This is a genomic window from Pseudomonas sp. (assembly GCF_040514055.1).
Classification (GTDB): Bacteria; Pseudomonadota; Gammaproteobacteria; order Pseudomonadales; family Pseudomonadaceae; genus Aquipseudomonas.
Genome location: NZ_JBEVDL010000046.1, coordinates 23440 through 37002, shown reverse-complemented (window position 1 = coordinate 37002; position 13563 = coordinate 23440). Strand labels below are relative to the sequence as shown.

The window sequence follows — 13563 nt, the reverse complement described above, 5'->3', positions numbered from 1 at the left end:
CGCTTCGCTTCAGTCAACACTTGTTCACCGAAATACCGGTTCGACGCCAGCGAAGCGCCTTTGTTAGACTCCCGGGCACGGTCATAAAAAGCAGTCCTCCGCATGTCGCCACGCGCCTCTCAGAAGCAGCAAACCCGCCTCGCTCTGATGGACGCTGCCCGCAGCCTGATGGACAGTGGCCGCGGCTTTGGCAGCCTCAGCCTGCGCGAGGTGGCGCGCAGCGCCGGCATCGTGCCCACCGGCTTTTATCGCCACTTCGACAACATGGACCAGCTCGGCCTGGCGCTGGTCAGCGAAGTGGGCGAGACCTTCCGGGAGACCATCCGGGTGGTGCGGCAGAACGAGTTCGAACTGGGTGGCGTGATCGACGCCTCGGTGCATATTTTTCTCAACGTGGTGACGGCCAACCGCTCGCAGTTCCTGTTCCTGGCCCGCGAGCAATACGGTGGCTCGCAACTGGTGCGCCAGGCGATCGCCACCCTGCGCGAGGGTTTTACCGCCGACCTGGTCAGCGACCTGAGTGGCATGCGCAAGCTGCCGCACCTGGATATCGCCGCCCAGGCGGTGATCGCCGACCTGGTGGTCAAGACCGTCTTCGCCACCTTGCCGGAACTGATCGACCCGCCCTCGCCCGAACTGCCGCCCCACCTGACGCCCGAAGCCAAGATGATCCAGCAGTTGCGCTTTATCTTTATCGGCGCCAAACACTGGCAAGGCCTGGGCAAGCCTTACTGAGGCCAGGCTCACGCACCAACCCCGCGCAGCACCGGGCACCCCGCACCAAATGTGCCCGCAAGGGCGCCCCAATCCCAGGCATGCCAGGGCGGGAGTGTCCGCAGTCCGCGTGCAGCGGGCGCTGGCGGCAATTGGCAAGGCCTTTGCTCTACTTCCAGCCACTGCCCTGGCCGGACCTTGCTTATGCTGGTAATTCGTCAACGCCTCCCCCTCCAAGCACACTGGGATGCCGAACTGCAGCTGACCCATGAGGCTCGCAGCAAGACTCGGCTGCGCTGTTTCAGCGCCACCGGCGAGGAGGTCGGACTATTTCTCGAGCGCGGCCAGCCGCCGTTGCAGGAGGGCGACTGCCTGCAGGCCGAGGACGGTCGGATCGTGCGCGTGCGCGCCCGCGCCGAGCGGTTGCTGCACGTGACCTGCGTGTCGCCCTTCGAACTGACCCGGGCGGCCTATCACCTGGGCAATCGCCATGTCGCCTTGCAGCTGGGCGACGGCTGGCTGCGCCTGCCGGAGGACCATGTCCTGCAGGCCATGCTCGAACAACTCGGCGCCCGTGTCGAACCCCTGGAGGCGCCCTACCAGCCGGAACAGGGCGCCTATGGCGGCGGCCATCACCACTCCCATGCCGGCGAGGCGCAGTTCAGCTACGCGCCACGCCTGCACCAGTTCGGCGTGCGCCCATGAACCCTTGCAACGGCTCGCCCCGCTCCACAGCGGGCAACCGGCGATGAATCCCGCCTGGGCACTGCTGCGCCTGGCCAGTCCGCAACTGCCGATCGGCGGCTACAGCTATTCCCAAGGCCTGGAAATGGCGGTCGAGCAGGCTCGGGTGCATGACGCCGAGACCGCCTTTGTCTGGGTCAGCGATCAACTGCGCTTGAACCTGGCGCGCTTCGAGGCGCCGCTGCTGCTGGCCCATTGCCGGGCCGCCGCTGCGGCCGACTGGCCCGAGCTGCTGAGCCTGGACGAGGAGCACCGGGCCAGCCGTGAGACCCGCGAGCTGCAACAGGAAAGCCGGCAGATGGGCTACTCGTTGCAGCAGTTGCTCAGCGGCCTGCCGGAACTGGACGACACCGCCCGCGGGCTGCTGGAAAACCGTGCCGCGCCGCCCGGACTGGCCCTGGCCTGGGCGCTGGCGGCGCGAGCCTGGTCCATCGCGCCGGCGGATGCCCTGGCCGCCTGGCTCTGGGGCTGGCTGGAAAACCAGCTGGCGGTGTTGATGAAAACCCTGCCCCTGGGCCAGCAAGCCGCCCAGCGCCTGACCTCGCGCCTGCTGCCCTGCCTGCAGCAGGCCCAGGAGCATTGCTGCGCCCTGCCACCTGGCCACTGGGGCAGCGCCGCCTTTGGCCTGGCCCTGGTCAGCATGGCCCATGAGCGCCAGTACAGCCGTTTGTTCCGATCTTAAGAAGAGGATAACGCCATGACCCAGCAACCCCTGCGCATCGGTATCGGCGGCCCGGTTGGCTCCGGCAAGACCGCCCTGACCCTGGCGCTGTGCCTGGCGCTGCGCGAGCGCTACAACCTGGCGGTGGTGACCAACGACATCTACACCCGTGAAGACGCCGACTTCCTGGTGCGTAACCAGGCCCTGGCGCCGGAGCGAATCATTGGCGTGGAAACCGGCGGCTGCCCGCACACCGCCATTCGCGAAGACGCCTCGATCAACCTGGAGGCGGTTGAGCAACTGAACCGGCGCTTTCCCGGGCTGGACCTGATCATCGTCGAGTCCGGCGGCGACAACCTGTCCGCCACTTTCAGCCCGGAGCTCTCCGACCTGACCCTCTACGTGATCGACGTCTCGGCCGGCGACAAACTGCCGCGCAAAGGCGGGCCGGGCATCTGCAAGTCGGACCTGCTGGTGATCAACAAGATCGACCTGGCGCCCCTGGTCGGCGCCTCGCTGGAGGTGATGGAACGCGACACCCTGAAGATGCGCGGCGAGAAACCCTTCGTCTTCAGTAACCAGAAAACCGGCCAGGGCCTGGACGCGATCATCGCCTTTATTGAGCGCCAGGGCCTGTTGGTCGCCGCCTGATGCGCTTGCGTTTTTATCTCCCACAAGGACAGTCCCATGATGCCTAGAACCGCCCTGCTCGGCTTAACCCTGCTCCTGTTGCCCGGTCTCGCCCTGGCCCATGACGGCCATGGCCACAGCGGCGTGCTGGCTGGCCTGGCGCATCCGCTGTTTGGCCTGGACCATTTGCTGGCCATGCTTGCCGTGGGCCTCTGGGCCGCCCAGCAACAAGGCCTGGCGCGCCTGGCGCTGCCGGCCACCTTCGTCGTCAGCCTGACGCTCGGCGGCCTGCTGGGCTTTCAGGGCCTGGTGCTGCCGGGCCTGGAAAGCGGCATCGCCGCCTCGGTGCTGGCACTCGGCTTGTTGGTGGCCCTGGCCGCCCGCCCGCCCCTGGGCCTGGCCCTGCCGCTGACGGCGGTGTTCGCTCTGGCCCACGGTCTGGCCCATGGCCTTGAGCTGCCGGCACTGACCAGCCCCGCCGGCTATGCCCTGGGTTTTACCCTGGCCACCGCGGCGCTGCATGGGGCCGGCTATGCCCTGGTACGCGGCCTGCCGCGGGCGGCGGCGCCCCTGGTGCGCCTGGCAGGGGCCGGTTCGGCAGCCGCCGGTCTCTGGCTGCTGGCCAGCTAACCGGGCGAGACGCTCGGCGCAGTCGATAGCCCTGCCTGTCGGCCCAGATGAACGGGCCCGACGCTGCGGCGTATATTCGGCGGCGGTTGGCGGCTGTTACCATGGGCGCACTGCCTCTTGCCGTGACCGCCCATGCCCGACCCGTCCCGCTCCACGTCCAGCGCCGCGCTGCGCGACACCTTTGCCCAGGTGCAACGGCATTTCCACCAGGTCGTGGTGCCACTCTGGCAAGGTCCCGGCTGGAACCCGGTGCTGGCACTGCCCTATGAGGCCCTGCTCGAAGGCACACCACTGGCGCCGCAGCGCTACCGAGCCATGGCCTGCGCCCGCCAGCTGTACCTGTTCGCCAGCCTGCTCGACACGCCCCAGGAAGCTGATGCCCGCGCTCATGCCGCGCAGCTGTTCGACTCGCTGCAGCGGCATTTCCACGACCCGCTGCACGGCGGCTGGTTCTATAGCATCGACGCCCTGGGCCAGCCCCTGGACCGGCGCAAGGACCTCTACAGCCACGCCTTCGTGATCTTTGCCTGCGCCCATTACCGGGGCAAGGTCGCCGATCCGCAGGTCGACGCGGTGCTGGACCAGGCCCTGGATCTGCTGGCCCGGCACTTTGCCGATGGCGACGGGCTCTACCACGCCGAACTCGCCGAGGACTGGAGCGACCTGGGCAGCGGCCCGTTGCAGAACCCGCTGATGCACCTGGCGGAGGCCCTGCTGGTCAGCCTCGACCTGCGCCCGAGCCCGGCGCTGGCAACTACCCTCATGCGCCTGGCCGATGGCATGCAGCGCCGTTTCGTCGACCCCGAGCGGAGCCTGGTGCTGGAGCACCCCCTGGGCACGGCGAACAACTGGTTCGAGCCAGGGCATCAGTTCGAGTGGTTCTACCTGGTCGAGTCCTCGCCCCTGCTGCGCGGCGGCGCCCTGCACACGTCGCTGCAGCGGGCCTTCGAACAGGTCGAGCGCCTAGGGGTGATAGACGGAGCCGTGCAGGCCCGGCTGGCGCCGTCCGGCCAGCTGCTGGACGGCACCCGGCGGATCTGGGCCCAGGCCGAGTACCTGCGTGCCCTGACCCTGCGCCCGGAAGGCGAGGCCCGGGTGCTGCAGCAGCTGCGAGCCCTACAGCAGCATTTCCTGCACCCCGCCGGCTGGACCGAATGCCGCGAGGGCGATGGCCGCCCGGCCCGCCACGATATGCCCTCGACCACGCCCTATCACCTGGCGACCTGTTATGCCGGGTTGGCGGCGTATTTGCCGTATTTGCAGTAGCGTGCTCTGCAACGCCTGGTGATGCAGGGAAGAGGCCACGCCGGTTGGCGGAAACCAGTGGCCTGTTAGGTTCGGATGCCTGGGGTTCTGAAACACGGCGCTGTAACGAGTCATAGCCCGCCATGGCGAGGATCAGCCACGCAGTACCGGGGCCTTGGGCGCCGAAATGGACTCAGTCAATTTGCCACACCGGCCACTAGCCCATTACAGGTTATGTCGCCGCAGCCACTCAACCGCCACCTCGCCCATTGTTTTGGATGTGCCATCTGTTATCCAGGCCATAAACGCTCGGTCAAACTTGAAATCGGGCCCGCACGCCTCAATCAAAAATCGGCGCACGTTTTGAGTATTCCGATAGGTATCAGTCACCAAGGTGTTCTTCGTTATCTCACCAGCATGCCAATCAAAATCAGCCATCTTTGCTCCTTGGTTTCAATATTGCCTGACGCTTAGGTTGAGGGTCTACGAAATGCAGTCCTAGTGAAAGAAGCGCGGAAATCGACTCTGACCCTGAATACCCTCAACCCACCTTGGCGCTTAAGATAAACAAATCAGCCCTCAGAAGAAACGATTGAATCTTGAGTGGCTTCAGCGGCCAGCTTCAATCGATCAGCTTTACTGATGTACTTATCCTTAGTTTTTGGCGCCAATTTGGCACTGGCTTTTTTGGCATGAGCTTTTAATAACTGATTTATTTTTTTACGACGATTCATATCTTCTACTCAGCTTGTGATTCTTGAATTCGCAGATCGCCACCACCGCCCGCTCCGGCATTCTGCTCCAGAACAGGGCCAAGAGGTATTCTATCGTTCGGCTTCCGTTTTATCGAATTAAAAACCAATGACTTTGACCCTTATTGACCCTCAAAAAATCGACTCCGCCCCTGAATACTGGAGTAGCTCTTTTACTGAATACCACTCCTTAGCCATTTGCGATACATAACGTTTGGTTAAGGGGCTGACTTTAATCCGCCCCAGCGAACGAAGTGAGCGCTTTGAGCGCATTGCTAGCCGAGAGTGACATCACGCCCTTTATCAGCTGATGCCCTAAGTGCCGCCTCAAGCAAAGCGAAAACGTCTCCTCCAGTGCTTGATACGAAGTAGTTGCTTAGATTGGTAATAGTACTCGCAATGTTGTTGCCCCACGGGGGTTGAGTTTTACGATCTTCGATATCCCAGACAACCTGTGACGGCTGTAAATCCTTAAGTAGCAGCTTGGCCTGTTCCAGTTCACCCAGAGCAGCTTTGGAATGCATAAATGAAAGGCGTCCCTGATAGAGTTCTTTCATCAGGCCGGGGAAGCTTGTGCCCCAGCCATTAGGCTCGCAATGAGCGCTAATGGTTGAGAAGAATGCATGGACAAAGCTAGGCGCCCCTATCTCATCCGTTATCGATCCAACAGTAATTCCTACGGCCATATTCCCTCTTCGGTTATCGGTTGGTTAAGGGCCGGCTTTAGCCGGGCCGAGGGAGCGAAGCGAAGCTAACGATTTGAACTAATTTCTGCACTTACTCAGCCTCTGACTTTTTTCATGGCGTACTTTATCATTGCCTCTCGTTCGATTGGCTCTCTAAATGACACTGCCAATTTTAATAATTTTGGACGGAGTGAAAGAGCTGCAAAGACTGATGAAGGGAGTATGAAAACCAGCATGGGCGCAAGCGAGACGACTGGGACTCCTTGATATGCGATGTATACCATATTAAAGATTTGAAAGGCCGCAATTACTGCGCACAAGACTCCAAATACAATTATGGATAATTTCTTCATTTGAATTATGCTTACGGCCAATACAACTGCAAAAATCATAATGAAAACCGCAGCCAATTTATATTACTCATCGCCTGGGCTGGCGAAGTAACGAACTACAGTCGACAGGAGGCCACCGATGCCGATAAATGCCCACACGGCCATTAAATAAACATACCAGGGGCGTTTAATTTCCTTTGGTTCAAGCTGCATTATTTCCTCCGATTGCGCTGAGCTTTCCGCATTCATGTGTATCTCCTTGATACATAACAGTGACGAGATGGAATTCCACAACTTTGCATAACAGTGACCTCTAGATAAATCCGCACGCACAGCCTTACAGCTACGCAAAAATCAATATAAATATCAACTTACCCGCCCCCTCAATACCCAGCCATTATTCGCTTGGCTTCCACATTGTGCTCGTCCGATACGACTGCATCGGGACAACGCAGCCCCATTCGCGTCCATCCGCTGCACAAGCCTGTACTTTCCGGGGGACAGTCCGCTGCGGTTAGTCTGATGCGGACAGGCTACCGCCCCCCCTGCATGCAACGGGGATAACAATTGTTCGTGCCGGATAGCCCGGGTTGGCTGACATTTCATTGCGTTGGCCGAGCATAGTGCAGTGGGTCGCCGGAGCCAAGCGAAGGGCGCTGCGGGGCTGGGCGTGGCGCACGCTTAAAACAACGCGTGTAGACCGGATACTGGCTCGATGGGTATCGCTGCGCTCAGCCTAGAGCGGTTTCACTAGAAGTCTGTCTGCACCTGGGCGCCCGTCCGCGTGGGTTACGCCGCGCTCGGCCGCGCCGTGGTTTGTTGGCGCAGTTTTCCGCGCGGCTATCCTAGGCGGCCCCCACCACCCTACAAAAAGCGCGCCTGTGTACACGTCGGGGGAGGTGCTCAATCTTGTAGCACTCTTCGCGGCCGAGATCTGAAACTGCGGACCAAGATAAGGCGAAAACGCGCTAGGCGGCACCCCATGTAGCGTGTTCTGGAAAACCTCTGCATCTGGGCGGCCGCAGAGTGGTTTGTTGCAGCGGCTTAGCGCGCGGCGATCCTAGGCGGCCCCCACCACGCAACGAAAAGCGCCTCGGCAAAACGGCCCAAGCTGCGCGCTTATGGGCCAGGCGTCCCCGCGCTGCCTACACAGGCCTAAGACCCTCGGTCGCCCAGCGAATAAATTCGCCCCTGCACCCGGGTTCGCGCCAAAGGCTCAGGCCGGCCTGGCCGAACGGTCGATGGAAAAACCGGCCCAGGTCTGGCTGACTGGCATCAGCTCCAGGCGATTGATATTGATATGCGCCGGTTGGTTGAGCACCCAGAACACCGTCTCGGCGATGTCCGCCGACTGGATCGCCTCGGCGCCGGCATAGGTGGCGTCGTAGCGCGCCTGATCGCCGCCGAAGCGCACCAGGGAAAACTCGCTTTCGCACAGGCCCGGCTCGATATTGCTGACCCGCACCCCGCTGCCCACCAGGTCGCAGCGCAAGCTCAGGGAAAACTGCTCGACGAAGGCCTTGGTGGCGCCGTACACATGGCTGCCCGGGTAGGGGTAACTGCCGGCGATGGAACCCAGGTTGACGATGCTGGCGCCGCGGCCATGGGCGATCAGCCGGGGCAGCAGCAGGCGGGTGCTGTACAGCAGGCCCTTGATATTGGTGTCCACCATGCAGTCCCAGTCGTCCAGCGCGCACTGGGGCGCGGGGTCGGCGCCCAGCGCCAGGCCCGCGTTGTTGATCAGCCCGCGCAGGCGGGAAAACGACTCCGGCAAACTGGCGATGGCACTCTCCATGGCGGACCGGTCGCGCACATCCAGCTCCAGGGCATGCACCTCGGTCAGCGCCGCCAGCTCGTCGCGCAGGGCGTGCAGCCGCTCCGCGCGGCGGCCGGTGATCACCAGTGACCAGCCGTCGCGCGCGAAGCGTCGGGCGCAGGCCTCACCGAACCCGGACGTGGCGCCGGTGATAAACAGGGTATTGGACGTCATGGATGCTTTCCTCGATCGGGGGCGTCTGAGCAGCCGGGCCGGGATTTCCGGCGTGGCATAGCGTTCACTCGGCCCCACTGGTCAAATAACGTACGATGGCGTGCAGGGCGCGCCGCATGTGGGGTGAGCGCGGATTTACCCATGTTATCCACAGTTCGCTCCACAGACCACTGGGATAAGTCGCCGGCAAAACGGGCCAAGGGTTTGAATTGCGAGGGTTATTTCGGCCGGTCGAGGACCGCGAGCAGCGCCCGGGCCGCCACCAGGTCCTCCAGGGCATAGCCGACGGACTTGAACAAGGTGATTTCCTGTTCATCCCGGCGCTGCCCGCGACCTTGCAGCAGGTCGCACAGTTGGGTCTGGATGGAGTCGGCGGTGATGGCCCCCTCGGCAATGGCCGCCAGCAGGTCGCCGGCCTCGGCCAACGCCCCGTCGCGGGTGTCCACCACGATGCGCGCCCGGGCTACTGCCGCGGCGTCGGTCTCGCGCATGCTCGGCAGAAAGGCCCCGACCAGGTCCAGGTGGCAGCCCGGTGTCAGCCAGGCCCCCAACACCAGCGCCTCGCGCGAGGTGGTCACGCAGCTGAGGCTGTCGGCCTCCCGGACACTGGCCGGCAGGTCCAGGCTGGCCTCGACCGGATAACCCTCGCCCCGCAGCTGCGCCACCAGGGGGGCCAGTTTGGCCGCGCTGCGACCCCAGATCTGCACCCGCTGGTAATCACGCACGCTGCAATGGGCCCGTACCATATGGGCCGCGAGGGTGCCGCTGCCGACGATCAGCAGTCGCTTGGCATCGCGCCGCGCCAGGTAATCGGCGGCCAGGGCCGAGGCGCAGGCGGTCCGCCGGGCGGTCAGCTCCGTCGCTTCCAGCAACGCCAACGGCTGGCCGGTCTGGTCGTCGAACAGGGCAAACACCGCGGCCACCGACGGCAAGCCAAGGCCCGCATTGCCAGGGAACACCGTGACCAGCTTGACGCCGATGCCCTGGCCAGCCTGCCAGACGGGCATCTGCAACAGGCTGGCGTCCGCCGGCAACCCATGGGCGCTGCGCACCGGCGCCTGGCAGGGCTGCTGCAGGCCACGGCGCAGGGCCTCGATCAAGGGGGCATAGGGCAACGCCGCCGCCACATCGGCGTCGGTGAAAAAGCGCAGGCTGTGCATCGCGACACTCCTGGACCGGCCGACGCCCAGGGGGCGACGGCGGTACGGGGAAGAAAAAGGGCGGGCGCATCCGGCGCATGCCGAACGTGCCCGCAGGACTCAGTGGCCGCCCAGGTAGGCGTTGCGCACTTCCTCGTTGCCCAACAGCTCCTGGCCGGTGCCGGACAGGCGAATCTCACCGTTGACCATCACATAACCGCGGTCGGACAGGCGCAACGCGTGGTTGGCGTTCTGCTCGACCAGGAAGATGGTCATGCCGCCCTTGGCCAGTTCACGCAAGGTCTGGAAGATATGCTTGACCACGATCGGCGCCAGGCCCAGGCTCGGCTCGTCCAGCAGCAACAGCTTCGGCCGGCTCATCAGCGCCCGGGCGATGGCCAGCATCTGCTGCTCGCCGCCGGACATGGTCATCGCCCGCTGGTTGCGCCGCTCCTCCAGACGCGGAAACAGGGCGAACATGCGCTTCATGTCCTCGTCGGCATACTTGGCGCCGATGGGAATGGTGCCCATCAGCAGGTTCTCTTCCACGCTCATGTCCGGGAACACCCGCCGCCCTTCGGGCGACTGGGCGATGCCGTTGGAGGCGACGAAGTGCGAGGACTTGCGCGTGATGTCGGTACCGGCGTAGACGATCTGCCCGGCGGCGGCCTGGGGCTGACCGAAGATCGACATCAGCAGGGTCGACTTGCCGGCGCCGTTGGCGCCGATCAGGCTGACGGTCTCGCCTTCGTTGATATGCAGGTTGACCTTCTTCAGGGCCTGGATCGGCCCGTAGTAGACGTCGACATCCTTGAACTCGAGCAGGGCCGTCATACCAGCTCCTCCTCGTCCGCGCCCAGGTAGGCGGCGATCACCTTGGGATTGCTGCGAATCGCCTCGGGGCCGCCTTCGGCGATCAACGCGCCGTGGTCGAGCACGATGATGTGATCGGAAATGCTCATAACCATGCCCATGTCGTGTTCGATCAGCAGAACGGTGATCTGGTGTTCGTCACGCAACAGCCGGATGATCCGGCTCAGCGCCTCGGTTTCCTGGGGGTTGAGACCGGCGGCCGGCTCGTCCAGGCAGATGATTTCCGGGCGGGTGCACATGGCCCGGGCAATCTCCAGACGGCGTTGCTGGCCGTAGGACAGCTCGCCCGCCAGGCGGTTGGCGCAGTCGACCAGGTCGACCACCTCGAGCCAGTAGAAGGCCGTGTCCAACGCCGTGTTCTCCGCCGCGCGGAAACCCGGCGTGTTAAGCACACCGGCGAACATGCTGCGGTTGACCCACATGTGCTGGGCCACCAGCAGGTTCTCCACCACCGACATTTCCTTGAACAACCGGATGTTCTGGAAGGTGCGCGCCAGGCCGGCGCGGTTGACCAGGTGGGTGCCGCCGAACATCTTGTAGAACAGCCGGTTGAAAAACTTCGGCGGCGAGATGAAATCGCCGACCTCGAAGGGTTCGCCCATGATCTTGCCGACCTGGGTGATCTTGGCCTGGGCATCGAGGCGGATATCGCCGCCGGTGGCCTTGTAAAACCCGGTCAGGCAGTTGAACACCGTGGTCTTGCCGGCCCCGTTGGGGCCGATCAGGGCCGAGATCGAGTGCCGCTTGATGGCGAAACTCACATCGTTCAGCGCCTTGATACCGCCGAACTGCATCATCAGGTGTTCGACGGACAGAATGATGTCGTGGCTCACGGCTTCACCCCTTTTCTAACGGCGAAACCACTGCGGCTGATACGCACCAGCCCGCGCGGACGCCAGATCATCATCAGCACCATCAGGATGCCGAACATCAGTACCCGGTACTCGGCGAAACTGCGCAGCAACTCGGGCGCGACGGTCAGCACGAAGGCGGCGATCACCACCCCCAGGGTCGAGCCCAGGCCGCCGAGCACGATGATCGCCAGGATCAGCGCCGACTCGAAGAAGGTGAAGGACGACGGGTCGATAAAACCCTGCTTGGTGGCGAAGAACACCCCGGCGATACCCGCCACGGCGGCGCCCATCATAAAGGCCGAGAGCTTCACCAGCACATGGTTCAAGCCCATGGCCCGGCAGGCGATTTCGTCTTCGCGCAGTGCTTCCCAGGCCCGGCCGACCGGCATGCGGGTCAGCCGGTGCTTGATATAGAGCACCGCCATCACCACCAGAAACAGCACGGAGAAGGTGAAGATCAGCTCGGCATTGGGGTTATAGGCCACGCCCAACCATTCATGAAAGGGCGTGCCGCCCTCCTTGGCGCGCTTGCCAAACTCCAGGCCGAACAGGGTCGGGCCGGGAATCGCGATGCCGTTCGGGCCATTGGTCAGCGACACCCAGTTGTTCAGGATCAGGCGAATGATCTCGCCAAAGCCCAGGGTGACGATGGCTAAATAGTCGCCGTGCATGCGCAACACCGGAAACCCCAGCAAGGCGCCGGCGAAGGCCGCCAGGATCATCGCCAACGGCAGCATCGACCAGAAACCCAGGCCCAGGTACTGGTAACCCAGCCCCAGGCCGTAGGCGCCGATGGCGTAGAAGCCGACAAAACCCAGGTCCAGCAGGCCGGCCAGGCCGACCACGATGTTCAGGCCCAGGCCCAGCAGCACGTAGATCAGGCCGAGGATCACCACCGACAGCAGGTATTTGTTGGCGAAGAAGGGAAAGCTGATCGCCAGCAGGATCAGCACTGGAACCACGAAGCGCAGGATCGACTTGTGGTCGACCGGCAGCACGTGCACGCCGGCCTCCTTGTTCTGCATCGCATGGGCCATGCGCTGGCCCCGGGCGGTCTGCAGGAACAGGCTGAGGCAGAAGCGGCCGGCCATGACGATGGCCACCAGCACGCCGACGCGATCCAGGTGCAGGTCGAAACTGTAGCCCTGCAGGACGATGCCGACGATGGGGCCGAAGACGATCAGGGCCACCAGCCCGGACAACACGGTGTCGATCAGGCAGCGTTTCAGGTCAATCGAGGATTGGCTAACGGACATCACTTACACCTTCGCCACATGGGGTTTGCCCATGAGCCCTTGCGGTCGGAAAATCAGGATCAGCACCAGCAGGGAGAACGAGAACACGTCCTTGAAGTCCGAGTTGACCAGGCCGGCGAACTGCGCTTCGGCAACACCCAGGATCAGGCCACCGAGCATGGCGCCAGGCAACGAACCGATGCCTCCCAGTACCGCGGCGGTAAAGGCCTTGATACCGATGATAAAGCCGGCGTAGAAGTCGAAAGTGCCGTAGTTCATGGTGATCAGCATGCCGGCCAGGGCGGCCATGGACGCGCCGATGACAAACACGTAGGAGATCACCCGGTCGGTGTTGATCCCCAGGATCGAAGCCATCTTGCGGTCTTGCTGAGTCGCCCGGCACATGCGGCCGAGCTTGGTGTTCTGGATGATATAGGTCAGCACCCCCATGCCCACCAGCGACACAATGATGATAAACAGCTTGGTGTAGGTCAGTTGCACGTAGCCGCTGCCCACCTCGAATTTGATCATGCCCTCGAGCAGGGTCGGTACCCCTTGCTGCCGCGCCCCCTGGGCGACCTGGACATAGTTCTGCAGGATCAGCGACATACCGATGGCGGAGATCAGCGGCGCCAGGCGCGTGGAGTTGCGCAGCGGCTTGTAGGCGATGCGCTCGATGGTCCAGCCGTAAAGGCCGGTTACCACTATGGTAAAGACCAGGGTGCCGAGGATCAGCAGTGGAAAGGATTCGAGACCGAAGAAGGCCAGTACGGCGAGGCCGATGGCGGTCAGGTAAGCGGAGATCATATACACGTCGCCATGGGCGAAGTTGATCATACCGATGATGCCGTAGACCATGGTGTAGCCGATGGCGATCAGCCCGTAGACCGACCCCAGGGTCAACCCGTTGATCATTTGTTGCAGAAAAATACCGTCCATTGACTCTATCTCGCCGATTAAACAGCCGGCCTTCGTGGGGCCGGCCTGTTCAAGTGAAGTCAGACGGGTACTGCAGAACGAACCACGGCACGGCATGCCGTGGCGAACGGAAGGAGGAGCTCGGCAGTACCCGGAAATA

The 13563-nt window shown here is 63.0% G+C and carries 16 protein-coding genes; 6 read left to right on the top strand and 10 right to left on the bottom strand.

Features of this window, described 5'->3' with window-relative positions; all coding sequences use genetic code 11:
- Positions 1-102 precede the first annotated feature (102 nt).
- The 6 genes from ABWY06_RS11035 to ABWY06_RS11010 all read left to right on the top strand — a co-directional run bounded on the left by ABWY06_RS11035 (position 103) and on the right by ABWY06_RS11010 (position 4645).
- Positions 103-735 carry a TetR family transcriptional regulator gene (locus tag ABWY06_RS11035; RefSeq protein WP_353925609.1) on the top strand — a complete coding sequence of 211 codons (633 nt, stop codon included), beginning with the start codon at positions 103-105 and terminating at the stop codon, positions 733-735.
- Positions 736-918: 183 nt separating this feature from the next.
- Complete coding sequence (gene ureE, locus ABWY06_RS11030) at positions 919-1419, top strand: urease accessory protein UreE (protein WP_353925608.1); 501 nt, start codon at positions 919-921, stop codon at positions 1417-1419.
- A 43-nt stretch (positions 1420-1462) separates the two neighbouring features.
- The gene (locus tag ABWY06_RS11025) at positions 1463-2140 is read left to right on the top strand and encodes an urease accessory protein UreF (RefSeq protein WP_353925607.1); all 678 of its coding nucleotides are present in this window, start codon (positions 1463-1465) and stop codon (positions 2138-2140) included.
- A gap of 15 nt (positions 2141-2155) precedes the next feature.
- The gene (gene ureG, locus ABWY06_RS11020; RefSeq protein WP_353925606.1) at positions 2156-2770 is read left to right on the top strand and encodes an urease accessory protein UreG; all 615 of its coding nucleotides are present in this window, start codon (positions 2156-2158) and stop codon (positions 2768-2770) included.
- Positions 2771-2806: 36 nt separating this feature from the next.
- On the top strand, positions 2807-3379 hold the full coding sequence (locus tag ABWY06_RS11015) for a HupE/UreJ family protein (RefSeq protein ID WP_353925605.1): 573 nt from the start codon (positions 2807-2809) through the stop codon (positions 3377-3379).
- Between the two features lie 132 nt (positions 3380-3511).
- Positions 3512-4645: an AGE family epimerase/isomerase gene (locus ABWY06_RS11010; protein WP_353925604.1), complete on the top strand. Its 1134-nt coding sequence runs from the start codon at positions 3512-3514 to the stop codon at positions 4643-4645.
- A gap of 204 nt (positions 4646-4849) precedes the next feature.
- Here ABWY06_RS11010 and ABWY06_RS11005 read toward each other — a convergent pair whose 3' ends face one another.
- From ABWY06_RS11005 to ABWY06_RS10960, 10 genes are all read right to left on the bottom strand, one after another.
- Complete coding sequence (locus ABWY06_RS11005) at positions 4850-5062, bottom strand: DUF6434 domain-containing protein (protein ID WP_353925603.1); 213 nt, start codon at positions 5060-5062, stop codon at positions 4850-4852.
- Positions 5063-5196: 134 nt separating this feature from the next.
- Complete coding sequence (locus tag ABWY06_RS11000) at positions 5197-5358, bottom strand: DUF2986 domain-containing protein (protein WP_353925602.1); 162 nt, start codon at positions 5356-5358, stop codon at positions 5197-5199.
- A 293-nt stretch (positions 5359-5651) separates the two neighbouring features.
- On the bottom strand, positions 5652-6062 hold the full coding sequence (locus tag ABWY06_RS10995) for an Imm70 family immunity protein (RefSeq protein WP_353925601.1): 411 nt from the start codon (positions 6060-6062) through the stop codon (positions 5652-5654).
- Positions 6063-6478: 416 nt separating this feature from the next.
- Positions 6479-6643, bottom strand: coding sequence for a hypothetical protein (locus ABWY06_RS10990; RefSeq protein ID WP_353925600.1), 165 nt, complete (start codon positions 6641-6643; stop codon positions 6479-6481).
- A gap of 967 nt (positions 6644-7610) precedes the next feature.
- Positions 7611-8384: an SDR family oxidoreductase gene (locus ABWY06_RS10985; protein WP_353925599.1), complete on the bottom strand. Its 774-nt coding sequence runs from the start codon at positions 8382-8384 to the stop codon at positions 7611-7613.
- 218 nt (positions 8385-8602) lie between these two features.
- Positions 8603-9544, bottom strand: coding sequence for a bifunctional Delta(1)-pyrroline-2-carboxylate/Delta(1)-piperideine-2-carboxylate reductase (gene lhpI / locus ABWY06_RS10980; protein ID WP_353925598.1), 942 nt, complete (start codon positions 9542-9544; stop codon positions 8603-8605).
- Positions 9545-9643: 99 nt separating this feature from the next.
- Positions 9644-10357, bottom strand: coding sequence for an ABC transporter ATP-binding protein (locus ABWY06_RS10975; protein WP_353925597.1), 714 nt, complete (start codon positions 10355-10357; stop codon positions 9644-9646).
- A complete protein-coding gene (locus tag ABWY06_RS10970) occupies positions 10354-11193 on the bottom strand; it encodes an ATP-binding cassette domain-containing protein (protein WP_353925632.1) in 840 nt (279 codons plus the stop codon). The genes ABWY06_RS10975 and ABWY06_RS10970 overlap by 4 nt, the downstream gene beginning before the upstream one ends.
- 32 nt (positions 11194-11225) lie before the next feature.
- Positions 11226-12506, bottom strand: a complete 1281-nt coding sequence (livM, locus tag ABWY06_RS10965; RefSeq protein ID WP_353925596.1) for a high-affinity branched-chain amino acid ABC transporter permease LivM — start codon at positions 12504-12506, stop codon at positions 11226-11228.
- Between the two features lie 3 nt (positions 12507-12509).
- Positions 12510-13424 carry an ABC transporter permease subunit gene (locus ABWY06_RS10960; protein ID WP_353925595.1) on the bottom strand — a complete coding sequence of 305 codons (915 nt, stop codon included), beginning with the start codon at positions 13422-13424 and terminating at the stop codon, positions 12510-12512.
- Positions 13425-13563: the final 139 nt, after the last annotated feature.